This is a genomic window from Streptococcus uberis (assembly GCF_900475595.1).
GTDB classification, from domain to species: domain Bacteria; phylum Bacillota; class Bacilli; order Lactobacillales; family Streptococcaceae; genus Streptococcus; species Streptococcus uberis.
This window is the reverse complement of the sequence record NZ_LS483397.1, coordinates 1,031,690-1,057,121: the sequence shown is the minus strand read 5'-3', so window position 1 is coordinate 1,057,121 and position 25,432 is coordinate 1,031,690. Positions and strand designations below refer to the sequence as shown.

Below are 25,432 nucleotides of genomic sequence, written 5' to 3'. Positions count from 1 at the left end.
GGAATTTTATGAGATCAATTATTAGTAATTTTTTATGGAAATTTATGGAAAGGTTAAGTGCTCAAATTGTTACTTTCGGAGTTTCAATATTATTGGCACGACTTTTAGGTCCTAAAGATTTTGGTGTGATTACAATATTGAATGTATTTATTGTTTTTGCCAATGTTTTTGTAGTAAATGGTTTTTCGTCAGCTTTAATTCAAAAAAAAGAAACTGATAATTTAGATTTTTCATCAGTATTTTATTTTACTTTCGTAGTTTCATTAGTAATTTATAGTTTACTATTCTTTTTAGCACCTAACATAGCAAATTGGTATAATATGCCAATTTTATCTCCTACGCTTAGAGTTTTAGGTTTAAGAGTAATATTAGGGTCACTAAACTCAGTTCAAGAAGCATATACAATTAGGCAGTTAATTTTTAAAAAAATATTTTTGTCAACCATTTCAGCTACAATAATTTCCGCTATCGTTGGTGTAGCTATGGCATTTAATGGCTTTGGAGTTTGGTCATTAGTTTATCAATACTTAGTTTACTCATTTATTTACTCCCTTGTACTTTGGAAAATTGTAAAATGGCGTCCAATTTTATCTTTTTCCTATAATCGATTGAAGTTACTTTTAGATTTTGGATGGAAGTTGCTATTAGCAGCACTTATTGGAGCACTTTACGATAATTTAAGAACATTAATTATTGGGAAAAAATATTCTAGTGCGGATTTAGGTTATTATTCACGGGGGAATCAATTTCCACAGTTGTTTATGACAAACCTTAATAATTCAATTTCTTCAGTATTATTTCCAGTCTTATCTAAATTCCAAGATGATCAAATAAAATTGATGAATGCAGGACGTCTTTCGACTCAGATGACGGCTACTATAATTTCACCAATTATGTTTGGATTAGCTGCTATTGGAGAAGGGTTAATAAAATTACTTCTTACTGATAAATGGCTACCTTCTTATCCTTATTTAGTAATTGGATGTATGTTTTATCTGTTATCTTCTGTTTATACAACCTATTTACAAATTTATAAAGCTATGGGAAAAAGTCAAATTTCTTTGTTTATGGAAGCAATAGACGGTTTTTCTGGAATTTTGTTAATTATATTATCAATTAATAGAGGTATATACATAATCGCTTTAATGTCAGTTGTTTCTAGAGGAATAGCCCTATTTACTTGTTTTACTTTTAATAATTTTAAATATAGAATTAAAATAATTTCTCAAATTAAGGATGTATTTTTCCCAGTAATTTTTGGAACACTAATGTATTTTTTTATAATAGTAACTAATAAATTGTTATTCAATAACTTTAATTATATTTTGATAATGTTTTTAGACATTATTATTGGAACTATTGTATATCTTTCGCTTTGTTATTTTTCCAAGCTACCTGCTTTGAAATATATTATGAATAAATATAATAATCAGAAAAGAGAAAAAAATGTCAAAAATATATATTAATTACTTAAGATTTTTGGAGTATTTTTTTATGTTGATAGGTAAAGATCCAATGAAGTTGAAATTAAAAAGATATAGGTACTATGGTTCTAAAATCGGGAAAAATGTTCGAGCATTTTCTCCAGTTTCAAGTTCAGAATCCTATTTAATTAGTATTGGCGATGATACAACAATTTCTTCAGGTGTAAAATTTATTACGCACGACAATTCAATTAGTAAGTCTTCACAAGGTACAGATTTGGTTGGACCAATAACAGTTGGGAAAAAATGCTTCATAGGTATGAACTCTATTATATTACCTGGTGTAGAGATTGCTGATAATACGATTATTGCAGCAGGTAGTGTGGTAACAAAAAGTGTATTTAATGTTGGGCAAATAATTGCAGGAAACCCCGCTAAATCAATTGGTAATGTTGAAAATTTTACACAAAAAAATATTGAAAAAATATTTAACTTTAAAAATTTATCAAAGGAAGAAAAGAAAAAGCTTATTTTTGAAAATGAAAATATGTGGATAAAAAAATAAGCAAAGGGAAAAATGTAATGAAAAAAATAGCTGTAGCTGGTACGGGTTATGTTGGTTTGTCAATGGCTGTTCTGTTGGCACAACATCATCAAGTAACAGCAGTTGATATTATTGCTGAAAAGGTTGATTTGATTAATGCTAAGAAATCACCGATTCAGGATAAGGAAATTGAAGAGTTCTTGGCTACTAAAGACCTTCATTTGTTTGCGACTTTGGATGCTGATATGGCTTATAGGGATGCTGAATATGTGATTATTGCAGCACCAACTAACTATGATAGTAAAAGAGATTTCTTCGACACAAGTGCTGTTGAAACAGTTATTGAAAAGGTGTTGGAGGTTAATCCCGATGCTATCATGGTCATTAAATCAACCATTCCTGTTGGCTATACAGAAAGTGTTCGTCGCAAGTATGACACTAACAATATTATCTTTAGTCCAGAGTTTCTAAGAGAATCTCGCGCCTTGTATGATAATCTCTATCCAAGTCGTATCATTGTTGGAACGGATAAGCAGGATGCCGTCTTAACACATAAAGCAGAAGCGTTTGCTCACTTATTGCAAGAAGGAGCCATCAAAAATCCTATTGAAACACTTATCATGGGTTTCACTGAAGCAGAAGCTGTTAAACTCTTTTCAAATACCTATCTTGCTTTGCGTGTCTCCTACTTCAATGAATTAGACACCTATGCCGAAAGTAAGGGATTGGATACGAAAGCCATTATTGATGGTGTTGGATTAGATCCACGTATCGGTGATCATTATAATAACCCATCGTTTGGCTATGGTGGCTACTGTCTCCCTAAAGATACTAAACAACTCTTAGCAAATTACAAAGATGTTCCACAAAATATGATGACGGCTATTGTGGAAAGTAACCGTACCCGAAAAGATTATATTGCTGAGAAAGTCTTAGAGCTTGCTGGAGCCTATCAAGGTTCTAGTGATTTCAACCCTGAGCTTGAAAAAGAGGTAGTGGTGGGTGTTTACCGTTTGACCATGAAAAGTAATAGCGACAACTTTAGACAATCCTCAATTCAAGGTGTTATGAAACGTATTAAAGCTAAAGGTGCAAAAGTTATTATTTTTGAACCTAGCTTAGATGAAAATGTTACTTTCTTTGGTAGTGAAGTTGTCAACGACTTAGAAACCTTTAAAGTTAAATCACAAGCTATCATTGCCAATCGATACGATTCAAGTCTCGATGATGTGCGTGAAAAAGTTTATACGAGAGACATCTTCCACCGGGATTAAGGTTACAATTTGTCATTTCTTTGTGACTGCTCAGCATTGCCCTTTTAATTTTCTTGTGTTATATTAATAATATAGATTTCTATGGTAGAGTGTTTTGAGAAGGATGGTGTCGTATGAGTGGTACTGGGCAAGATAGTCATAAGGTTTTAATTCAAAAATTGTTGGTCAGTATTCATTATTTGACGCTTTTTAAAGACGAACTTCAATTGGTCGAACGGACACCTTCGATTCTTGGTGGGATCTTTGCTCCCACGGCGGTGCAATCCGAATTAGGGGATATTGTTAAATCCATTGATACCTTAGACAAACAGCAACGCCTTATTGAGTCTACCTTTTGGTATGAGGAAAAGGCCTTTAAATTGATGAATAAGACCCTACAAATTGTTGATAATTGGGTTAAAGGTTTAGATGATTTGGTCAATCTTTGCCAATCAAAGGAAGTCTTTCAGGCTATACTGGGTGACAAGAGAATTCGTGTTTTTGGTGTTTTGACAGATGTTTTCTCATCCTTGAAGATTATTATTATGTCTTTAAAAGAAGTGCCAGTTCCACCTGTTCTTTACGAACAAATTAAAATGGTTAATATTGAAGAAGAAGCATTTCGCAAGCATTATCAAAGTCCCAAACAAATGGCTCAGGAAGCCTCCTTTAATGCTGAACAAATCGTTCGGTAATTAGCTACCTTTTGGTAGCTTTTTTGATATTCTTTTGACAAAAATAGTTTAAAAAGCTATAATGAAACAAATCAAATACCTTTAAACATGTCCAGAGAGACAAAAAGGTTTACAAGTAGAAACAGGAGGACGGCATGTCACTCCTAACTTTCGTGTAACCTTGCTTCTTTGGAAGCAAGGTTTTTATTTGGATTTTTATATTTCACTTGAGGAAGGAACCCCCTTTATGCGCGAACAACGCCCTATTATTGCCTTAGATTTTCCAGATTTTGACACCTTGAAAGACTTTTTGAATCAATTCCCTAAAGACGAAGCTTTGTATGTCAAAATTGGGATGGAACTTTACTATGCTGTTGGTCCAGAAATCGTTCGTTATGTGAAGTCATTAGGACATAGTGTTTTTCTTGATTTAAAACTTCACGATATTCCAAACACAGTTAAATCAACGATGAAAGTCCTTGCCAAAATGGGCATTGACATGACTACTGTTCAAGCAGCTGGTGGCGTGGAAATGTTACAAGCTGCGCGTGAAGGATTAGGAGATGATCCTATTCTCATTGCAGTGACACAATTAACATCAACCAGCGAAGAGCAAATGCGAGAAGATCAAAATATCCAAACCACATTAACAGAGTCCGTTCTTCACTATGCTAAGCGAACAGCTCTGGCAAAATTGGATGGCGTTGTCTGTTCAGCACATGAAGTGGAAGCCATTAAATCAGTAACCTCTAAAGACTTTCTTTGCTTGACGCCGGGTATCCGTCCTAAAGGCACTGATATTGGTGATCAAAAACGTGTGATGACACCACAAGAAGCAAAAGCTATCGGCAGTGACTTTATTGTTGTTGGCCGACCAATTACTCAAGCACCAGATCCATTAGCTGCCTATCATGCTATTAAAGCAGACTGGAACGCCTAAGACCATTTATTAAAGGAGAGAAAGATGACATTAGCAAGCCAAATCGCCGCTGACCTATTAGATATTCAAGCAGTTTACTTAAAACCAGAAGATCCATTTGTTTGGGCATCAGGAATCAAGTCACCTATTTATACTGATAATCGCATTACCTTATCTTACCCTGAGACGAGAACTCTCATTGAAGATGGCTTTGTGGAAACGATTAAAGCTAACTATCCAGATGTGGAAGTTATTGCTGGTACTGCAACGGCTGGTATTCCTCACGGAGCCATTATTGCTGATAAGATGAATCTGCCATTTGCTTACATTCGTAGCAAACCAAAGGATCATGGGGCTGGAAACCAGATTGAAGGACGCGTCACTAAGGGGCAAAAGATGGTTATTATTGAGGATTTGATTTCTACGGGCGGTTCAGTACTTGATGCAGCAGCGGCAGCCATCCGTGAAGGTGCTGAAGTTCTTGGAGTTGTGGCTATCTTTACCTATGAGCTGCCAAAGGCGCAAGCCAATTTTGAAAAAGCGGGAGTAGAGCTCTTAACCTTATCCAATTACTCAGAACTCATTAAGGTTGCTAAGGTAAAAGGCTATATTAATGCTGATGGTTTAGAGTTGTTGAAACGCTTTAAAGAAGACCAAGAAAATTGGCAGTCTTAAGATATTAGATTTTAAAAGCTTTTCTTTTTTGATATCATATCCGTTATGAGATAAAATGAGTCTGACAAGAAGGAGCAAATGATGACCTATAAAAAGTTACTTTATTCCTATTCACAGGTTTATTTTGAAAATGATCGTTTTTATCATTTAAAGGATGAGACCAGGCCAACCCGTTATTATTCCAACTATCTAGATTATAAGGTATTGCCAAGCTTAGTTAGTCTCAAGGAAGATCTTCTCTATTTGAAAGTTGAGCAAAAGGATTATCCAACTGATTATGCCATGCTCTTTTTCCCAGAAAAAGTGGACCTTCCTGGTGAAATTCAGAATCATTTGAGAGTTGCTGGTTTTCACTTAGAAAAACACCTTATTTTCACTTGCTCCATTGATAATCTTTCTTTGAGTAAACAGGCAGTAAATGGGATTAGTATTCGTCCCTTAAGTGTTGATAATAGAAAGTGCTACTTAGAATACAAATACCAACAAAACCTGGCCTATGGTAAAGCCTATGCAGATGAAATGCTTGTTTTTAATGAAAAGCACCTGCCTGAACCAGGTTCTACTGTTTATCTTGCATTTGATGGCAATCAAATTATTGGTGATTTAACGGCATGGGACTATGGTCAGTTTGTTGAAATGGATGATTTTTCGGTAAAGGAAAACTATCGTGGTCAAGGTATAGGCTCTGCTTTACAAAAAGTAGCCAGTGACGGCTTCCCGTCAGCTATACTTATAGCTGAAGAAATCAATCGTAATATGTATCAACATCAAGGTTATGAAGAAGTCTCTTATTATTGGACAGCATTGAGAAGTTCAGATAGAAATTAAAACAAGCTTTTCCTTGTTTTTTTCTTTTATCTAGCCATTGGCAAAAGCTTATGGTTTAATAGAGAAAATAGTTCAGAGAAGAAGGAGTTTGATATGTTGAGAGACGACATTATCGCCGCGCAAGAAAGATTTTCAGGGAATGATTTTCCTTCATTGGTTAAGGCTTATATTGCTTTAGGTATTGTCACATATGCAATTAATATTCAAACAGGCCAGGCTGCTTATGTGACAAAAAATGGCCAAAAGTGTGATTTGCCAGCATATCAAGTTGAAAATGTTAAATCTAAGAGTGATCCTAGTCAATTTTTAGAGAAATTGAGAAACCATCAAGCTAAAGAAACTGATATTCCTACCTTTTGTCAGGATTGTGCGACAAATGGTGTTTGCAGATGGGTTGTTGATTTAGTGACAAAAACATGTAGATACTTTGATTTAGAGGACAAAGTGGTTTATACTGAAACTATACCATTGTAAGAATCTCAGCTAAAAGAAAGTGAGAACTATTAAGATGAAATTATCACATGCATTTGTCGACGCGATATTACCAGATGCTTATGCTAAAAAAGCCAGTGAAACGATTCATGGAATGGCCATTAAATCTTTTCCCTTTCAAATTAGTGACTTACCGGAAGGAACCAAGAGTCTGGCATGGACCTTTATTGATTATGATGCCGTTCCAGTTTGTGGTTTTCCCTATATTCACTGGTTAGTAGCCAATGTCCCTGTTCAAATGACGACTATTCCAGAGAATTTTTCCATAGAGGATAGTCACCATTTAGAAGGTAAAAATAGCCTAGTCAGCAAATTTTTACCAGAACAGGTCAAAAGTATTGATCAACAATATATTGGCCCTAAGCCGCCTGATAAGGATCATCGTTATCACTTAACGGTCTATGCCTTAGATGACATGTTATCTTTAGAAAATGGGTTTTTCTTGAACCATTTATATGATGAAGTTGCAAAACACCAATTAGCTAAGGCTGAACTAATATTAGTAGGAGAATACTAAGATGATTAATTATCAAGATGCAACAGCTATGGCCGATGCCGTACGCCATAAAGAAGTAACTCCCTTAGAACTTGTTCAAACAGCTATTTCCAAAGCAAAAGAACTCAATCCACAACTCAATGCTATTGTTTCAACGCGTTATGAAGAAGCTTTAGAAGAAGCAAAGCATAGAGATTTTTCTGGCTTGCCATTTGGGGGTGTTCCCATTTTTATTAAGGATTTAGGACAAGAATTAACTGGTATGCCAGCCGCTTCAGGCTCTGCCCTTTTCCAAAATAATATTTCAAAGATTACTAGCACCTATGTCAAACGTCTACAAGATTTAGGATTTATCATTTTAGGCAAAAGCAATGTCCCAGAATTTGGTTTCAAGAATATTAGTGATAGTAAAGCTAATGGGCCTGTTAATCTTTCTTTTGATCCCAGTCGTAATGCGGGTGGCTCTTCTGGAGGAGCAGCGGCTTTGATAACATCAGGTGTGACTACTATTTCCGCTGCTAGTGATGGTGGTGGTTCTATTCGTATTCCAGCTTCTTTTAATGGTTTGATTGGTTTGAAACCCAGTCGAGGTCGTATTCCGACGGGACCAACTTCCTTCCGTAGTTGGCAGGGAGCTTCGGTACATTTTGCTTTAACCAAATCAGTTCGTGATACCAAGACATTGCTCTATCACTTACAAGATTGCCAAATGGAAGGGCCATTTCCTTTACCAAAATTAAGTGAAAAGGATCTCTTCCAAACACCACTTAAACCCCTGAAAGTAGCTCTTTTGACCCAAGATTGGCATGGAAATGCTTTTTCTGACCATGTTAATCAAGCCTTAAACAAGGCAACAACTTTCTTGGTCAGTCAGGGACATGAAGTTACTCCAATCAAGGATTTACCACTTGATATGGAAGCCTTGATTGATTCTTATTACTTTATGAATGCTGCTGAGACAGCAGCCATGTTTGATCAGATTGAAGAGGCTATAGGGCGTCCTGTTGAGAAGACTGATATGGAAACCATGACCTGGGCTATTCTTCAAGCTGGCCAGGATCTTCCTGCAAAAGACTATTCTAGAATCATTTCTGCTTGGGATACTTATAGTGCTATCATGTCTCAGTTTCTAACGGACTACGATATTCTGATAACTCCCGCAACACATGATATTGCCCCTAAACATGGTCAACTTGATCCTGATCCTGCCTTAAGGGAAAAGCTTGCGCAGGCGGAAGTTTATTCTAGCAAGGAGCAATTGCAGTTAGTGAAAAGCATGTTCACCAAAGGCTTAGCCCTCAATCCCTATACTCCTCTGGCCAATCTAACTGGTCTGCCAGCATTATCTTTACCACTTTATTTGGTCCAAGATAAATACCCACTTGGGGTTCAGTTTATGGCAGCTAAAGGGAGAGAAGACCTTTTATTAAATCTTGCGGAGCAGTTTGAAGCAGCTGGATGTTTTGAAATGAAAAATTGATATATAATAACAAGAATCTATTATAGGATAGGTTCTTGTTTTTTGTAAGCATTCTCATTCTGTATCTTTATAGGGAATGGTATACTAAGGATATTAAAAAAAGGAGTTGTTTTTCTAATGAAAAAATTATTTATCTATCTTAGTTTAGCTTTTTCCCTACTTGTTCTTGGAGCATGTTCTTCCAAGTCAGATGCCAATGGTCAAGCTCAATGGGATAAGATTGAGAAAAAAGGCAGTTTAAAAGTTGCAACTTCTGGAACCCTCTTTCCACAGTCTTATCATGATAAAAGCAATAAACTAACGGGCTATGATGTCGAAATTTTAAAAGAAATTGGGAAACGTCTTGGTTTAAAAATCGACTTTACTGAAATGGGTGTTGACGGTATGTTATCAGCCTTAAACAGTGGTCAAATTGATGTTGCTGGTTATTCTATTGAGAAAGACAGCAAAAATGCTAAGAAATTCCTTTATACAGATGCTCACAAATATTCCTATGGTTCAATGATTGTCCGTCAATCAGATGATTCTGGTATTAAATCCTTGAAAGACCTTAAGGGGAAAAAAGCAGCGGGTGCTTCTACGACATCTTATATGAAAGTGGCCAAAAAATTTGGAGCAGAATTAGTCATTTATGATAATGTGACCAATGATGTTTATCTTGAAGATGTTGCCAATGGTCGTACAGATGTTATCTTGAACGATTATTACCTTCAAACCATGGCAAGTAAAGCATTACCAGATATTCCTGTTAAAGTCTTAAAAGGCGTTTATTATAATCCTTCACAAGCCAACTTTGCTTTGAAACTGGATAATAAAGTGCTACAAAAGAAAATGAATGAAGCATTAGCAGACATGGAAAAAGATGGTACCTTAACCAAGTTATCTAAAGAATTCTTTGCTGGACAAGATGTGTCTAAAGAGAAAAAATACGACTTTAAAACGATTGATGTTTCTGATGTCGAATAGTCAGGTCTAAGGTCATTGAAATGAAATTTATTGACTTTAATTTAATGAAGGATAGCCTCTGGTTTGTCTTATCAGGCTTACCTTACACTATTGGAATCTCGGCCTTGAGTTTTATGACTGGTGTGACTTTAGGGATTTTATTAGCCATAATGGGCAGATCGCAGCATAGGATCTTGCAAAAGATGGTTAAAGTTTATGTCTCTATCATGCGGGGTGTTCCAATGATAGTTGTCCTATTTATGTTATATTTTGGCATGCCCTATTTTAATCTCCAGTTGCCAGCCCTATTATGTGCCTATATTGGTTTTTCTTTGGTTAGTTCAGCCTATATATCTGAAATTTTCAGATCTTCCATTAATGCGGTAGATCATGGTCAATGGGAGGCAGCTCAAGCTTTAGGTATCAGTAAGAAGCGTGTTATTCAAAAAGTGATTCTTCCTCAAGCTCTTAGAATAGCCATTCCTCCGCTTGGTAATGTAGTGGTTGATATGATTAAAAGTTCGTCTTTAGCCGCAATGATTACAGTTCCAGACATTTTTCAAAATGCCAAAATAGTTGGTGGTAGAGAATGGGATTACATGTCCATGTATATATTGGTAGCTTTCATTTATTGGGTTCTTTGTTATCTCTTTGAAAGATTTCAATCCTACTTAGAAGACAGGTTACGCATTCCAACATAAGGATAAAAAACGAATATTTTCCCTAGAAATCTTATTTTTCTAGGGTTTTCTTTTTGCTTTATGTTAAAATAGAGCCAAGTGATTGACTGGAATTCATGTGATAGAAAGGTGATTTATGGAACATTCAACTTGGCACCGAAAAATTAAGGAGAGCCTACCTCCTGATTACTTTGCTCGTATCAACCAATTCCTTGACCAGGTTTATAGTCAAGGTAGAGTTTATCCAAAGCGAGAGCATATTTTTAAGGCCTTAACCGAAACCCCATATGAAGACTTAAAAGTCTTAATTCTGGGACAAGACCCTTATCATGGTCCTGGACAAGCCCAAGGCTTATCCTTTTCAGTTCCTGACTCTATTGCAGCCCCACCTTCTTTACAAAATATTTTAAAAGAGTTATCAGAGGATATTGGCAAACGAGATCATCATGATTTAACTTCCTGGGCTAAACAAGGGGTTTTATTGCTTAATGCTTGCTTAACCGTACCAGAACACCAAGCCAATGCTCATGCAGGATTGATTTGGGAACCTTTTACAGATGCTGTTATTCAACTTGCTAATGCAAAAGAAAGCCCAGTGGTCTTTATCCTTTGGGGAGGCTTTGCCCGTAAAAAGAAAGCATTCATTACCAATCCCAAGCATTTGGTGATTGAAAGTGCTCATCCTAGCCCTTTGTCGGCTTATAGAGGCTTCTTTGGCAGTCGTCCCTTTTCAAAATGCAATGCCTTCCTAAAAGAAAATCAATTAGAGCCGATTGATTGGTTACAGTAGCGAGAAAGGAATCAAATGACATTATTAATTAAAAATGGTCGTGTTATGGATCCTAAAACGGGATTTGATCAAAAAGCGGATATTTTAGTAGAGGGTAAAAGTATTCTACAAATTGCTGATCGTATAAATCTAGCTGCGGATCAGGTGATTGATGCTACCGGTTTAGTTGTCGCTCCTGGTCTGGTGGATATTCATGTTCATTTTAGAGAGCCTGGTCAAACCCACAAAGAAGATATCCATACGGGTGCTTTAGCGGCAGCAGCAGGTGGGGTCACAAGTGTTGTTATGATGGCAAATACCAATCCCGTCATTTCCGATTGCGATGTTTTGGCTCAAGTTTTGGAAAGCGCAGCAAAAGAAGCTATTCATATTTATGCCAATGCTAGTGTGACTCGCCATTTCGATGGCGAAACGGTAACGGATTTTAAAGCTTTGCTGGAGGCGGGAGCTGTTGGTTTTTCTGATGATGGCATTCCTTTGGAAAGCTCTAAAGTGTTGAAGGAGGCACTGCTTTTAGCCAAGAAGGAAGGAAGCTTTATCTCTTTGCATGAAGAAGATCCGCAACTTAACGGTATTTTGGGGATTAATGAGGATATTGCAGAGCGGGCTTTTCATTTTTGTGGGGCGACTGGTGTTGCTGAATACAGTATGATTGCGCGTGATGTCATGATTGCCTATGATTGCCAAGCCCATGTGCATATTCAGCATTTATCGAAGGCGGAATCGGTTAAGGTAGTTGCCTTTGCCCAATCTTTAGGTGCTCATGTATCGGCTGAAGTAGCTCCTCAACATTTTTCGAAAACGGAAGATTTGCTCTTACTGGCAGGCGCTAATGCCAAGATGAATCCCCCTTTACGTCGTGAAAGCGATCGATTGGCTGTTATTGAAGGTTTGAAATCAGGTGTTATTTCCGTCATTGCGACAGATCATGCCCCTCATCATCAGTCTGAAAAAGCTGTTGCTGATATCTGTCAGGCTCCCTCTGGCATGACTGGGCTTGAAACCTCTCTTTCTTTAGGGATTACCCATCTGGTGGCCGAAGGGCATTTATCCTTAATGGAGTTACTGGAGAAAATGACTATTAACCCAGCTTCGCTTTATGAATTTGATGCGGGTTATTTGGCGGAAAATGGTCCTGCAGATTTGGTGATTTTTGATCCTGATGCAGATCGTTTGATGACAGACAAATTTGCTTCAAAAGCAAGTAATTCACCCTTTATAGGTGACTTACTAAAAGGGAAAGTCCATTACACTATTTGTGATGGTCAAGTCGTTTTTCAAGATTAAAAAAGTCCCTCTTCCATACGAAGAGGGATGATTTATTTTGCTTGTTTTAAGAGATTGAGTCCCCAAGGAACAAGATTTTCTTTTTTAGCAAGAATGCGTTTGATGTTATCCATGTGGCGGTAGATGATGATACTAGCTAGCATGAGAACTGTCAGGACAAAGACGAGGTCGCGATGTGGTATCAAAAAGCCGAAATAAGGTGACAAAGAAACCATAATAACAGCGACGACGGCAGTCAATATGCTAGACAATGAAATCATGCTAAAGAGGTATAATATTAGAACAAAAACGACGGCCAAAAAGAGGAAAAATAGTGGTGCAAAACCAAGTAGAACACCGGCGCTGGTTGCAACAGCTTTTCCTCCTTTAAATTGAGCAAATAGTGGGAAGGTATGACCTAATACAGCAAAAAAACCAATCAAAATAGGTGATATGCTATGCACACCAAGAAGAAGTGGTAAGATTGTTGAGATAGTTCCTTTTAAAATATCCACAAATAGGGTTATCAGACCCGCTTTTACTCCTAAAATACGAAAGGTATTGGTCGTACCGGTATTACCAGAACCGTGTTCACGAAGATTGATTTTATAGAAATAGAGTCCAATCCATAATCCGGTTGGAATTGAGCCTAACAAGTAGGCAATGATAATGAGTAATGTTATTTTCATATTCCATATTATACCATAAAGGTGCACAATGAGCCGTGAAAGTCATCAGATTTTCGGAGGAAATCAAAAAATAATTTTGCAAAATCTGAAAAAAACTTGTAAGATTAAAAGGATGAAAAAATCTGGAGGTCACTCTTGGCTAAAAAAGAAATAAGCATTACGAATTATAATGACGATGCCATCCAAGTCTTAGAAGGACTTGATGCGGTTCGAAAAAGACCGGGGATGTACATCGGTTCAACAGATGCAACTGGATTACACCATCTCATTTGGGAAATCGTTGATAATGCAGTAGATGAGGCATTATCAGGTTTTGGGAATGAGATAAAAGTAACCATAAATAAAGACGGTTCTGTTAGCGTGGCAGATAGTGGACGTGGTATGCCTACAGGGAAGCATGCCATGGGAATTCCAACCGTACAAGTAATCTTTACGGTTCTTCACGCAGGAGGAAAATTTGGACAAGGGGGGTATAAAACTTCTGGAGGTCTCCATGGTGTTGGATCTTCCGTGGTTAATGCCTTATCCAAATGGTTAGAAGTTGAAATTACTCGGGACGGTTCGGTTTATAAGCAGCGCTTTGAAGACGGTGGTAAGCCTGTTACTACCTTAAAGAAAATTGGTACTGCAGCAAAAAGCAAGACTGGGACCACAGTCACCTTTATGCCAGACGATAGCATCTTTTCAACGACAGATTTCAAATTTAATACCATAGCAGAGCGGCTTAAAGAATCAGCATTCCTTTTAAAAGACGTTCGCATGTCATTGACGGATTTAAGAGGTGAAGAGCCACAAGTTGAAGAATTCCATTATGAAAATGGTGTTCAAGACTTTGTTGAGTACCTTAATGAAGATAAAGAAACTCTGACTCCTGTCATTTACATTGAAGGAGAAGACCAAGATTTTCAAGTTCAAGTTGCCCTTCAATACAATGATGGCTTTTCAGACAATATCCTATCTTTTGTAAACAATGTGCGTACTAAAGATGGTGGTAGTCACGAAACGGGTTTGAAATCTGCTATCACTAAAGTCATGAATGACTATGCCCGTAAAACCAATCTTTTAAAAGAAAAAGATAAAAATTTAGAAGGTTCAGATTACCGTGAAGGCTTATCTGCCGTCCTTTCCATATTAGTACCTGAGCAACATTTACAATTTGAAGGGCAAACAAAGGATAAGCTTGGCAGTCCTTTGGCTCGCCCTGTAGTTGATGGTATTGTATCTGAGAAACTGACTTTCTTCCTTTTAGAGAATGGTGAATTAGCGACGAACTTAGTCCGTAAAGCTATTAAAGCTCGTGACGCTCGCGAAGCTGCTCGTAAGGCACGAGACGAGTCACGCAACGGTAAGAAGAATAAAAAAGATAAGGGCTTGTTGTCTGGAAAATTGACCCCAGCCCAATCTAAAAATGCTAAGAAAAATGAGCTTTACTTAGTCGAAGGGGATTCTGCCGGCGGTTCAGCTAAACAAGGTCGAGATCGGAAATTCCAAGCCATTTTACCTTTACGTGGGAAAGTCTTAAATACAGAGAAGGCCAAGATGGCTGATATTCTCAAAAACGAAGAAATTAATACCATGGTCCATACAATTGGTGCAGGTGTTGGTGCTGATTTCGCTATTGATGATATTAACTACGATAAAATTATTATTATGACCGATGCCGATACGGATGGTGCTCATATTCAAACCTTGCTTTTAACCTTCTTTTACCGTTATATGCGACCACTAGTTGAAGAAGGCCATGTTTATATCGCATTACCGCCTTTGTACAAAATGGCTAAAGGGAAAGGGAAAACGGAAAAAGTGGCTTATGCTTGGACAGATGGGGAGCTTGAAGACTTGCGTAAAGAGTTTGGTAAGGGTGCTATGCTTCAACGCTATAAAGGTCTTGGTGAAATGAATGCAGATCAATTATGGGAAACTACAATGGATCCTGAAACCAGAACTTTGATTCGTGTTACCATTGATGATTTAGCGCGTGCCGAGCGTCGTGTCTCTGTTTTAATGGGGGATAAGGCTGCCCCTCGTCGTCAATGGATTGAAGATAATGTTAAGTTTACCCTAGAAGAGAATACGGTTCTTGATTGAGTACTTGTGAAGGGTGCTAAAGCACCTCTTCACAAGACGCTTGCCGCTATAATGCGGTCAAGCTAACTCCCTCACTAGTTCGAAAAGAAAATGGTATCGATTTTCTTTTCTCTCGTCGTGATATTCTGAATTTCAAGAAGGGTGCTAATGCACCTCTTCATAAAACACTTGCTGCTTTTGCATGTCAATGTTTTCATTTAATGATCTCTTTAACTTATGCTAAAATAAGGATAAGTTGGTCACTACCAACGATAGAACTGTTTTACTAAATGATAGATCTAATTGGAGGGGCATGAAATGAGAAAAAAATTGAATTCAAAGCGTGCGATGGAAGAGTTACAAAAAGGTTACCAGAAGGCTGATACTTTATTAAAAGACGATGCTAAAATGGATACTTTTTTAGAAAAAGTGGAAAAACGCTTGAAGTGGATTCCCTTTATTCGTCAAGAACTGAAATTAATTCCTATATTTATTAGCATGATTCGTTCTTATTTGAAAAAGGATTACACGCGTGTACCTCGAGGAACGATTTTAGCTATTATTAGTGCTTTACTTTACTTTTTATCACCAGTTGACTTAATTCCAGATTGGATTCCTTTTCTTGGTCAATTAGATGATGCTTTAGTAGTAGGAGCATGTTGGAAAATGGTAAATAAAGATATTGAGGACTACCGTCAATGGAAAGCCAGCCGTAAGCTTACACAATAATAGTTACCCATTTAGGGTATTGGAATGACCACATTACCACATGATTTCAAGACAAGCATAGGCAAGATCCCCTTTCTTAGCTTGTCTTGATATTTTGTGTCAGAAAGAAAAATATGGTCATTATCTTTCAAAAGAATGGTTGACTTTAAGATAAAGTCCACAGTAGTTTTCATTCTAAAAAATCTTAAACTTTCTAAATCAATAGAAACTGAACAAAGGCTAAACTCCTTTCAGTTTCTATTTAAACTTTAACTCTTTTCACTTTATAGAAAGGAATTGAACCTGCCCTAATTGCTGTGTAAAAAAGACAAATCTCTAACTCATCAGGATGAGCTATCGATTTCCTATTTTTACTTTGCATTTTCACGGGCTTGGTATCTTAATGTATGAGTAATATTCAAAACATGTCTTTAGAAGACATAATGGGAGAGCGCTTTGGGCGCTATTCTAAATATATTATCCAGGAGAGGGCTCTTCCTGATATACGGGATGGTCTGAAACCTGTACAACGCCGTATTCTTTATTCCATGAATAAGGACGGTAATACCTTTGAAAAAGGTTTCCGTAAATCTGCTAAATCTGTTGGTAATATCATGGGTAATTTCCATCCCCATGGAGATTCCTCTATTTATGATGCCATGGTTCGGATGAGTCAAGACTGGAAAAATCGTGAAATTTTAGTAGAAATGCATGGTAATAATGGTTCTATGGATGGTGATCCACCGGCTGCCATGCGTTATACGGAAGCCCGTTTATCGGAAATATCTGGTTTTTTACTTCAAGATATTGACAAAAATACGGTTCCTTTTGCATGGAACTTTGATGATACGGAAAAGGAACCTACTGTTTTACCCGCTGCCTTTCCTAATCTTTTAGTGAATGGAGCAACAGGAATCTCTGCTGGTTATGCAACCGATATTCCGCCCCATAATTTAGCGGAAGTGATTGATGCGACAGTTTATATGATTGACCATCCCAATGCTAAATTGGAAAAATTGATGGAATTTCTTCCTGGCCCTGATTTTCCAACAGGTGGAATCATTCAAGGTGCAGATGAAATTAAAAAAGCTTATGAAACGGGTAAAGGGCGCGTTGTTGTTCGTTCTAGGACAGAAATTGAAGAGTTGAAAGGTGGCAAACAACAAATAATTGTCACAGAGATTCCTTATGAAATCAATAAGTCTGTCTTGGTCAAAAAGATTGATGATGTCCGCGTCAATAATAAAGTACCAGGAATTGTTGAAGTCAGAGATGAATCTGATAGAACGGGTCTTCGCATTGCTATCGAATTGAAAAAAGATGCTGATACAGAGACCGTATTAAACTATTTATTAAAATACACAGATTTACAAGTTAACTATAATTTCAACATGGTGGCCATTGATCATTTTACCCCTCACCAAGTTGGCATTCAGAAAATTCTTAGTTCTTACATTGCACATCGTAAGTCTATTATTATTGAGCGTTCCAGATTTGATAAGGCAAAAGCTGAAAAGAGACTTCATATTGTTGAAGGCTTAATCAGGGTCTTGTCAATTCTAGATGAGGTTATTGCTTTAATCCGTGCATCTGACAACAAAGCGGATGCCAAAGAAAACTTGAAAGTCAGCTATGCTTTCACCGAAGAACAAGCGGAAGCTATTGTAACCTTGCAACTTTACCGTTTGACGAACACAGATATCTTAACCTTGCAAAAAGAAGAAGATGAGCTCAACGACTTGATCAAAACGTTGACTGCTATTATTGGTGATGAAGCTACCATGTACAATGTCATGAAACGGGAATTGCGTGATGTTAAGAAAAAATTTGGCAATGAACGTCGTTCTGAACTTCAAAAAGAGGCTCAAACTATTGAAATCGATACGGCATCATTAATTGTCGAAGAAGAAACTTTTGTTAGTGTCACAAAAAGTGGTTATATCAAACGGACTAGTCCACGTTCCTTTAACGCATCCAGTCTTGAGGAAATTGGGAAACGTGATGATGATCATTTGATTTTTGTCGAAAATGCTAAAACAACACAACACTTGCTTCTTTTTACGGATCAAGGGAATGTCATATATCGACCAATTCATGAGCTCCAAGATATCAAATGGAAAGAAATTGGAGAACATCTGTCGCAGCATATTACTAACTTCGCCACAGATGAACTCATTTTACATGCTGAGATTGTTGATCATTTTGAAAAAGGCTCTTATTTCTCAGTGACTCAGCTTGGACAAATCAAACGCTTTGACCGTAAAGATTTAACGCCATGGCGTACTTATAGAACAAAATCAACCAAGTATGCTAAACTCAAAAACGAGCAAGATCGTATTGTTACAGTAGCTCCTATTTTCTTTGAAGATATTTTGTTAGTTTCTCACCAAGGTTATGCTTTACGATTTTCTGCCGAAGAAGTACCTGTTCAAGGTTTGAAATCTGCAGGAGTAAAAGCTATGAATCTTAAAGCCGGTGATCACATAGCTGCCGCCTTTTTGGCAAGTACGGATAGTTTCTTTGTTTTAACACAACGCGGAAGTCTCAAACGTGTGGCAACAAGTGATATCCCGCAGACGAGCCGTGCAAACCGGGGATTACTGGTACTTAGAGAATTAAAAAATAAACCTCACCGTGTCTTCTTTGCGGGCGCTGTTCATGGAGATGCACCAACGAGTACTATAGATCTATTCAATGATCCAGTAGAAGAAAGTAATCAGGCACAAGAACTTCTTGTTATTAGTAAAACAGGTCAAGAATATGTCATTGATTTAAGAAGTTATTCTTTGGCTGAACGGACTAGTAATGGTTCCTTTATTTCAGATACAATATCTGAACAAGAAGTTCTAACAGCAACGATAAAATAAAAGGCATTGCCTTTTGTTTTATTTTTGTGGAATATTCCGAATATTAAAAATATTATAATAACACTTGATAAAATATCAATTTAAGGTAAAATAATAAAAAAAGAAATGAGGTATTAGGATGACAGTAGAAATTGATTGGGATAACCTAGGATTTGAATATCATAAATTACCATATAGATATGTTTCGTATTATAAGGATGGTCAATGGGACAATGGTCAATTGTCTGAAGACGCTACTTTACATATTTCTGAAGCTTCGCCAGCCTTACATTATGGGCAACAAGCTTTTGAAGGGTTAAAAGCTTATCGTACCAAAGATGGTTCTATTCAATTGTTTAGACCTGATCGTAATGCTGCCCGCCTTCAAGCAACAGCTGATCGCCTCCTAATGCCTCAAGTTCCAACAGAACAATTTATTGATGCCGTTAAACAAGTGGTTAAAGCGAATGAAGACTATGTTCCTCCATATGGAACAGGTGCGACACTTTATTTACGACCACTCTTAATTGGTGTAGGTGATATTATTGGTGTAAAACCAGCAAATGAATATATTTTTACTGTTTTTGCAATGCCGGTAGGTGCTTATTTCAAAGGTGGTCTTGTTCCAACAAACTTTATTGTATCAGAAGACTATGACCGTGCAGCTCCTTATGGAACAGGTGCTGCTAAAGTAGGTGGAAACTATGCCGGATCCCTTCTTCCAGGTAAACAGGCTAAATCAAATGGCTATTCCGATGTGATTTACTTAGATCCTGCAACGCACACTAAAATTGAAGAAGTAGGTGCAGCCAATTTCTTTGGTATTACTGCTGATAACGAATTTGTAACGCCACTTAGTCCATCAATTCTGCCATCTATCACTAAATACTCTCTTCTTGAGCTTGCTGAAAAGAGACTTGGGATGACTGTTATTGAAGGTGATGTTCCAATTGCTGAACTTGACCGTTTTGTTGAAGCGGGTGCTTGTGGAACGGCAGCTGTCATTTCACCAATCGGAGGTATCCAATTCAAGGATAAACGTCACGTTTTCTATTCTGAAACAGAAGTAGGTCCGGTTACTCGTCGTCTTTATGACGAGTTAGTTGGCATTCAGTTTGGTGATATTGAAGCACCAGAAGGTTGGATTGTTAAAGTTGATTAAAAATAGAGCTTGCTCTTGCAAGCTTTTTTCTTTTTTTGTAAAATGGTAAAAGTGAGGTATAGAATGAGTAAAAAAGATAAAAAAATTGAAATTCAAATGATTGATCATAAAGTTTCACTCGAAAATAATATGATTGACGGCTATCATTTGCAAATTGGAAAACGCTTAGTTGGAGAAATTGCTGAGCTTGATGATAAGTTTGTCGTTGTTAAAAATGGAAGTGTTGAAAGCATCTTCAAAAGCTTGGAACAAGCAGTTGAAAATATCATTGAAAACTACAATTTGAATAACTAAAAGTGGGTAAAAACACTTGCGTGGACTCAAAAACTATGTTAGAATAGTTTTTGTTGTTATGGAAAGATAGCGAAGAGGCTAAACGCGGCGGACTGTAAATCCGCTCCTTCGGGTTCGGGGGTTCGAATCCCTCTCTTTCCATTTCATGGGGTATAGCCAAGCGGTAAGGCAAGGGACTTTGACTCCCTCATGCGTTGGTTCGAATCCAGCTACCCCAGTCAGAGGTATCAGAATTATCTGAGACCGTCAAAGATAAAAGTTGTTGTCGTTGCGGGTTACCTTGAGAAAATATATTGTTATCAAAAGCTAGCACTAGCTAGCTTTTGTTGGAGGATTTTTTAGAATGAATGAATTTGAAGATTTGCTAAACAGTGTTAGCGAAGTCAACCCTGGTGATGTAGTCACTGCGGAAGTTTTAACAGTTGATAACGGTCAAGCAAACGTTGTTATCGAAGGTACTGGTGTTGAAGGTGTCTTAACACTTCGTGAATTGACTAATGAACGTGATGCTGATATTAACGATTTTGTTAAAGCTGGCGACACAGTTGAAGTACTTGTTCTTCGTCAAGTTGTAGGTAAAGATACAGATACTGTAACTTTCCTAGTATCTAAAAAACGTTTAGAAGCTCGCAAAGCATGGGACAAACTTATCGGTCGTGAAGGTGAAGTAGTTACTGTTAAAGGAACTCGCGCTGTCAAAGGTGGCCTTTCAGTTGAATTTGAAGGTTTACGTGGATTTATTCCAGCTTCAATGATTGACACTCGTTTTGTACGTAACACTGAAAAATTTGTTGGTCAAGAATTTGATGCTAAAATCAAAGAAGTTGATGCTGCTGAAAACCGTTTTATCTTATCACGTCGTGAAGTGATTGAAGAAACAACAGCTGCTGCTCGTCAAGAAGTTTTCTCAAAACTTTCTGAAGGTTCAGTTGTTACTGGTACAGTTGCTCGTTTAACAAGCTTTGGTGCCTTTATTGATCTTGGTGGTGTTGATGGACTTGTTCACGTGACTGAATTATCACATGAACGTAACGTTTCACCAAAATCAGTTGTTTCAGTTGGAGATGAAGTAGAAGTTAAAGTTCTTTCTATCGATGAAGAAGCAGGACGTGTATCACTTTCTCTTAAAGCTACAACACCTGGACCATGGGATGGGGTTGAACAAAAACTTGCTCAAGGCGATGTTGTAGAAGGTAAAGTTAAACGTTTAACTGACTTCGGTGCTTTCGTTGAAGTATTACCTGGAATTGATGGACTTGTTCACATTTCACAAATCTCACACAAACGCGTTGAAAATCCAAAAGATGTACTTTCTGTAGGTCAAGAAGTTACTGTTAAAGTTCTTGAAGTTAATGCTGCTGATGAACGTGTATCACTTTCAATCAAAGCTCTTGAAGAACGTCCAGCGCAAGCAGAAGGCGAAAACAATAATAACAATAACAACAGCGAACGTCAATCACGTCCACGTCGTCCAAAACGTGAACAAAAACGTGACTATGAATTACCAGAAACTCAAACTGGTTTCTCAATGGCTGACTTGTTCGGTGATATTGAATTATAATAATTCAAAAAGCTAAAGGAATCTTTAGCTTTTTTTGATTTTTATCACTAGAACGCATTTATTTTAAACGATGATTGTGGTATACTTATAAGGTATTGCCACCTTTAGTGTAATGGATATCACGTAAGATTCCGGTTCTTGAAATGGGGGTTCGATTCCCTCAAGGTGGATTTTGACGCTTTTAAAAGTCTATATTATGTAGGCTTTTTTTATTATCTTAATAAAAAAAAGGAAGACTCTGGTCTTCCAAGATAGGTGTTTGCATTAATCAATTAAGCCTGTTTGACTCATTTCGATTAATTGATCGTTTTCAAATAACAATGAGATATGACTTCCTCGAGTTTTGGTTTTTAACCCACTGACCCAGATGGCTTGAAGTTGACTTTTGTCACTGGAACTAGCATGTGAATAATCATCAGGTTCCGTTAAAATTTTCGTGACTTCATTATAAGACATTCCTTTTTTGATTTTATTGTAATCTTTTAATGATATGTTTAAATCACGATTAAAGGCAAAATTAGTAATGGATTTAACAATAGTACTATTTTCAAAAAGGTTGACTTGAATGGAAACGCGATCAAAGGTCCAAGTATAGTGATCCAGGGTTACATTACCAGCAGGCTTCTGTTCAAAACTGCTAGGTTCTCCAAAGAGCTCTTTTAACTCTTCTATACTGGTTCCGCCCTTGAATTGTTCCTGAGCAGTAGCAACTTTTATTTTTTCAAAAGCCAATCGCTTGTCTTGATGGCTAGCGGGTTCATTTTTTTTGGCTGTTAATGCAGTTTTTTCCCCTTTCTTCGAAGCATTTGATTCCTTGATAGAACATGCTCCTAGCGAAAAGCATAAGACGGAAAGTAAAAGTAGTGTTATTGATTTTTGTGTTTTCATAAGTAGACCAATCATTTCAATTTTTCAATCCTATTATACCATACTGCATTAAAATAAGATGGGATATTGCATAAGATATGTGATTTACAAAAAGAAAAAACCTTGCTTTAACAAGGTCTTGGTGAGTTACGGTAACTGATGAACAGTAATAATGGAGCTGGTGGGAGTCGAACCCACGTCCAAACACCTGCCAACATATTTGTCTACAACCATAGGTTATGTCTTGTTTTGACTAAGTAAGGACACATAACTCAAGCCATTACTTAGCGAGTCTATAAATCTCTTACTAAGGCTCTAGACAAGGCTTTAGTCGTAGCTTGCTGTTTTTGAGACTTCTATCAGGACACAAGCAATCTTGAAGAAGTCACGCTAGCTGGTTTTTAGGCAGCTAAAGCGTAAGAGTTTGTATTTTTTGCAGTTATATTTAACTGGCATTTTTACATCTGCCGATGAGTTGCAAAACATGCCTCATAGTGCCTGTCGAATCCGTAACAACCCCATAATATGTAAGAAAAACTTACTGAAAAATATTATAACAAAAATTTTTTTAAATAGCAAAATAATCTTCTTTTATGGTATGATTTAGTTATGAAAATGAAAAACGAAAAAATGTATACTTTTTTTCAAGGACTCTTTAAAGTTCTAGGAATAGTAGCTATATGTTGTTCAATTGTTTTAGCTATTTGGCTATACAAATTAGGCATTTTTAATGATAAGAATGTATTAAAAGATGTGATTCACCATTATAAATATTGGGGGCCATTCATTTTTATTGTTATTCAAATATTTCAAATTGTTTTTCCAGTAATTCCTGGTGGAATTACGACAGTGTTTGGTTTTTTGATTTTTGGACCCGTTAATGGTTTTATTTATAATTACATTGGAATTCTCATTGGCAGTTACCTATTATTTATTTTGGTAAGGATTTATGGTAAACGATTCATTTTATTATTTATCGATGAAAAAACCTTTAATCGATATGAACGAAAATTAGAGACGCCAGGCTATGAAAAATTGTTTATTTTTTCAATGGCTTCGCCGATTTCACCGGCTGATATTATGGTCATGATTTCTGGTTTGACAAATATGTCCGTCAAACGCTTTATGACAATTATGATTCTCACAAAACCATTTTCCATTATAGGTTATAGCTATCTTTTCATTTTTGGAGAGGATATCTTGAGATATTTTCATAAATAAGTGATTTCATTGGCTGATTAAACGAAAAGATCTGGTATGCACCAGATCTTTTATTGTAGATTAAGTTTGTGTTTGATAATGACATGTGTTCCAACATAATAAATTAATATTTGAACAAGCATTTCGAGCGAAGAAACTAAGAAGTAGTAATTAGATGTAATGTCTAATTCTGTATTGCTAGGATCCATTCCTAAAAGATGGGTATTTACCAAGGTAAAAATAATGCTTAAAAGAATTTGAATAGCAAAGTAAGCAACGAATGCTTTTAGACCACGTCTATTGCTAAAAAGTTGACCAACTGAAATAGCTAAATAAATTGAAAGTATACCTGCAATTGTTGATAAGATAAAGTAGACAAATGCATAAATAATGACATGGAAATATTGAGGGGCACTTTTTCCAATTTCAGCTAACATGGTTGATAACTGATTTTTTTGAACCTGTGGTAACACTAAAATAGCAGTAGCAACTCCTAAGATGAGAAAGTTAAAAACGCTCCAAATAAAGGATGATAATAACTTCGATAAAATCAAATGGTGTTCAGAAACGGGTAGGGTCATGGTTAAATAACCTTCTCTACCGAAAATGTTTTTATTGAAACGATTAATAATAATAAGGAGTGTAGCAAGAAGTGAGCCAGCAATTAAAGCTCCAAAAACTAAGATTAATGTTAATGGTATCAACTGTGATGTGAAGTTAAAAGAGCTTTCACTCGTATTTTCTGATGCAAGAACCTTGATCACAAAGGATAATAATGCAGCAATGGCGATAATACCGCCATTTAAGGCGAAATACCATTTTCCAATAGATTTAAACTCGTATTTTAATAATTTTCCAAACATGACAGCCTCCTATACCTTATAAGTTGATCTAAACAATGTATCAATAGAACTTGCATGACTTTCTCTTAAGTCATCTACATTGCCAGAAAGGGAGATTTTGCCATCTTTAAGAAAAATAACTTCGTCTAAAATAGGTTCAATGTCTGAAATTAAATGGGTAGAGATAAGAACAGAAGCTTCTTCACAGTAGTTATTGATGATGGTCCGCAAAATATAGTCACGAGCAGCAGGATCAACACCACCAATAGGTTCATCTAAAATATAAAGTTTAGCCCTACGACTCATAACTAGAATGAGCTGGACTTTTTCTTTATTACCTTTTGAAAGATTTTTTAAACGATCATTTAAATCAAGCTGTAAATCTCGAAATAAACTATGAGCCTTTGCTTTATCAAAATCATCATAAAAATCAGAAAATAATTCTACAATATCAGAAATTTTCATTTCTTCTCTCAAATAGGAAGTATCGGGTAAGTAAGAAATAATTCTCTTTGTGTCAATTGATGGCCTGTAGCCATCTATCACGATTTCGCCTTTATTAGGTTGAATCAAACCATTAATCAATTTAATTAATGTTGTCTTTCCAGAACCATTTGGACCTAATAAGCCAATAATTTTTCCAGAAGGTATGGTTAGGGTTAAGTCATCAATAACGGTTTTACCTTTATAGGATTTTGTCACATGATGTAGTTGTAAAAGATGTGTCATA

The 25,432-nt window shown here is 36.6% G+C and carries 25 protein-coding genes, 3 tRNA genes and 1 other RNA gene; 24 read left to right on the top strand and 5 right to left on the bottom strand.

The annotated features are described in order from the left end of the window. Window positions 1-8 precede the first annotated feature (8 nt). The 14 genes from DQM95_RS05615 (at window position 9) to DQM95_RS05550 (ending at window position 12,487) form a co-directional block, all read left to right on the top strand. On the top strand, window positions 9-1,466 hold the full coding sequence (locus DQM95_RS05615) for a lipopolysaccharide biosynthesis protein (RefSeq protein ID WP_037592060.1): 1,458 nt from the start codon (window positions 9-11) through the stop codon (window positions 1,464-1,466). Continuing rightward, window positions 1,447-1,989: an acyltransferase gene (locus DQM95_RS05610; protein WP_052713364.1), complete on the top strand. Its 543-nt coding sequence runs from the start codon at window positions 1,447-1,449 to the stop codon at window positions 1,987-1,989. The genes DQM95_RS05615 and DQM95_RS05610 overlap by 20 nt, the downstream gene beginning before the upstream one ends. A 17-nt stretch (window positions 1,990-2,006) precedes the next feature. Further along, window positions 2,007-3,242: a nucleotide sugar dehydrogenase gene (locus DQM95_RS05605; RefSeq protein ID WP_037592062.1), complete on the top strand. Its 1,236-nt coding sequence runs from the start codon at window positions 2,007-2,009 to the stop codon at window positions 3,240-3,242. 113 nt (window positions 3,243-3,355) lie between these two features. Then, window positions 3,356-3,916, top strand: a complete 561-nt coding sequence (locus tag DQM95_RS05600; protein WP_037592064.1) for a hypothetical protein — start codon at window positions 3,356-3,358, stop codon at window positions 3,914-3,916. Between the two features lie 226 nt (window positions 3,917-4,142). Continuing rightward, window positions 4,143-4,835, top strand: a complete 693-nt coding sequence (gene pyrF, locus DQM95_RS05595) for an orotidine-5'-phosphate decarboxylase (RefSeq protein WP_037592501.1) — start codon at window positions 4,143-4,145, stop codon at window positions 4,833-4,835. Between the two features lie 24 nt (window positions 4,836-4,859). Continuing rightward, a complete protein-coding gene (pyrE, locus tag DQM95_RS05590; RefSeq protein WP_037592066.1) occupies window positions 4,860-5,489 on the top strand; it encodes an orotate phosphoribosyltransferase in 630 nt (209 codons plus the stop codon). A gap of 81 nt (window positions 5,490-5,570) precedes the next feature. After that, complete coding sequence (locus tag DQM95_RS05585; protein WP_037592068.1) at window positions 5,571-6,317, top strand: GNAT family N-acetyltransferase; 747 nt, start codon at window positions 5,571-5,573, stop codon at window positions 6,315-6,317. 93 nt (window positions 6,318-6,410) lie between these two features. Beyond that, window positions 6,411-6,791, top strand: a complete 381-nt coding sequence (locus tag DQM95_RS05580) for a DUF1398 family protein (protein ID WP_037592069.1) — start codon at window positions 6,411-6,413, stop codon at window positions 6,789-6,791. 34 nt (window positions 6,792-6,825) lie between these two features. Next, window positions 6,826-7,326: a YbhB/YbcL family Raf kinase inhibitor-like protein gene (locus DQM95_RS05575; protein ID WP_037592071.1), complete on the top strand. Its 501-nt coding sequence runs from the start codon at window positions 6,826-6,828 to the stop codon at window positions 7,324-7,326. Between the two features lie 4 nt (window positions 7,327-7,330). Then, window positions 7,331-8,785: an amidase gene (locus tag DQM95_RS05570; RefSeq protein WP_197710592.1), complete on the top strand. Its 1,455-nt coding sequence runs from the start codon at window positions 7,331-7,333 to the stop codon at window positions 8,783-8,785. 117 nt (window positions 8,786-8,902) lie between these two features. Beyond that, a complete protein-coding gene (locus tag DQM95_RS05565) occupies window positions 8,903-9,751 on the top strand; it encodes a transporter substrate-binding domain-containing protein (RefSeq protein WP_037592072.1) in 849 nt (282 codons plus the stop codon). 20 nt (window positions 9,752-9,771) lie between these two features. Then, complete coding sequence (locus tag DQM95_RS05560) at window positions 9,772-10,431, top strand: amino acid ABC transporter permease (RefSeq protein WP_037592074.1); 660 nt, start codon at window positions 9,772-9,774, stop codon at window positions 10,429-10,431. 115 nt (window positions 10,432-10,546) lie between these two features. Further along, window positions 10,547-11,200: a uracil-DNA glycosylase gene (locus tag DQM95_RS05555; RefSeq protein WP_012658514.1), complete on the top strand. Its 654-nt coding sequence runs from the start codon at window positions 10,547-10,549 to the stop codon at window positions 11,198-11,200. Between the two features lie 15 nt (window positions 11,201-11,215). Next, window positions 11,216-12,487 carry a dihydroorotase gene (locus DQM95_RS05550; protein ID WP_037592076.1) on the top strand — a complete coding sequence of 424 codons (1,272 nt, stop codon included), beginning with the start codon at window positions 11,216-11,218 and terminating at the stop codon, window positions 12,485-12,487. A gap of 32 nt (window positions 12,488-12,519) precedes the next feature. Here DQM95_RS05550 and plsY read toward each other — a convergent pair whose 3' ends face one another. Continuing rightward, window positions 12,520-13,155 (bottom strand): glycerol-3-phosphate 1-O-acyltransferase PlsY, encoded by a 636-nt coding sequence (gene plsY, locus DQM95_RS05545; RefSeq protein WP_046390895.1) that lies wholly within the window; start codon window positions 13,153-13,155, stop codon window positions 12,520-12,522. 135 nt (window positions 13,156-13,290) lie between these two features. Here plsY and parE point away from each other — a divergent pair, with 135 nt between their 5' ends. The 9 genes from parE to DQM95_RS05500 all read left to right on the top strand — a co-directional run bounded on the left by parE (window position 13,291) and on the right by DQM95_RS05500 (window position 21,963). Further along, window positions 13,291-15,243: a DNA topoisomerase IV subunit B gene (gene parE, locus DQM95_RS05540; RefSeq protein WP_037592078.1), complete on the top strand. Its 1,953-nt coding sequence runs from the start codon at window positions 13,291-13,293 to the stop codon at window positions 15,241-15,243. 297 nt (window positions 15,244-15,540) lie between these two features. Continuing rightward, on the top strand, window positions 15,541-15,951 hold the full coding sequence (locus DQM95_RS05535; RefSeq protein ID WP_037592080.1) for a YkvA family protein: 411 nt from the start codon (window positions 15,541-15,543) through the stop codon (window positions 15,949-15,951). A 386-nt stretch (window positions 15,952-16,337) separates the two neighbouring features. Then, window positions 16,338-18,797 carry a DNA topoisomerase IV subunit A gene (parC, locus tag DQM95_RS05530; RefSeq protein WP_037592083.1) on the top strand — a complete coding sequence of 820 codons (2,460 nt, stop codon included), beginning with the start codon at window positions 16,338-16,340 and terminating at the stop codon, window positions 18,795-18,797. 118 nt (window positions 18,798-18,915) lie between these two features. Continuing rightward, window positions 18,916-19,938, top strand: a complete 1,023-nt coding sequence (locus tag DQM95_RS05525; RefSeq protein WP_012658508.1) for a branched-chain amino acid aminotransferase — start codon at window positions 18,916-18,918, stop codon at window positions 19,936-19,938. Between the two features lie 63 nt (window positions 19,939-20,001). Next, the gene (locus DQM95_RS05520; RefSeq protein ID WP_012658507.1) at window positions 20,002-20,232 is read left to right on the top strand and encodes a DUF2969 domain-containing protein; all 231 of its coding nucleotides are present in this window, start codon (window positions 20,002-20,004) and stop codon (window positions 20,230-20,232) included. A gap of 60 nt (window positions 20,233-20,292) precedes the next feature. Beyond that, window positions 20,293-20,373 (top strand) — tRNA-Tyr (locus tag DQM95_RS05515). Between the two features lie 5 nt (window positions 20,374-20,378). Continuing rightward, window positions 20,379-20,450, top strand: a tRNA-Gln gene (locus DQM95_RS05510). Window positions 20,451-20,575: 125 nt separating this feature from the next. Then, window positions 20,576-21,793: a 30S ribosomal protein S1 gene (gene rpsA, locus DQM95_RS05505; RefSeq protein ID WP_012658506.1), complete on the top strand. Its 1,218-nt coding sequence runs from the start codon at window positions 20,576-20,578 to the stop codon at window positions 21,791-21,793. A 98-nt stretch (window positions 21,794-21,891) separates the two neighbouring features. Further along, window positions 21,892-21,963, top strand: a tRNA-Arg gene (locus DQM95_RS05500). A gap of 94 nt (window positions 21,964-22,057) precedes the next feature. Here the strand turns inward: DQM95_RS05500 and DQM95_RS05495 are convergent. Both DQM95_RS05495 and ssrA read right to left on the bottom strand, forming a co-directional pair. After that, window positions 22,058-22,681 (bottom strand): DUF3862 domain-containing protein, encoded by a 624-nt coding sequence (locus DQM95_RS05495; protein WP_012658505.1) that lies wholly within the window; start codon window positions 22,679-22,681, stop codon window positions 22,058-22,060. Between the two features lie 149 nt (window positions 22,682-22,830). Then, window positions 22,831-23,180, bottom strand: a transfer-messenger RNA (tmRNA) gene (ssrA, locus tag DQM95_RS05490). A gap of 89 nt (window positions 23,181-23,269) precedes the next feature. On the opposite strand from ssrA, the gene DQM95_RS05485 reads away from it, so the two are divergent. Beyond that, window positions 23,270-23,881, top strand: coding sequence for a TVP38/TMEM64 family protein (locus DQM95_RS05485; RefSeq protein WP_111685962.1), 612 nt, complete (start codon window positions 23,270-23,272; stop codon window positions 23,879-23,881). Between the two features lie 50 nt (window positions 23,882-23,931). On the opposite strand, the gene DQM95_RS05480 is transcribed toward DQM95_RS05485, so the two are convergent. Continuing rightward, entirely contained in the window at window positions 23,932-24,723 is a 792-nt protein-coding gene (locus DQM95_RS05480) for a hypothetical protein (RefSeq protein WP_037592086.1), read from the bottom strand. A 9-nt stretch (window positions 24,724-24,732) separates the two neighbouring features. Continuing rightward, a complete protein-coding gene (locus DQM95_RS05475; RefSeq protein ID WP_037592088.1) occupies window positions 24,733-25,431 on the bottom strand; it encodes an ABC transporter ATP-binding protein in 699 nt (232 codons plus the stop codon). Window position 25,432 lies beyond the last annotated feature (1 nt).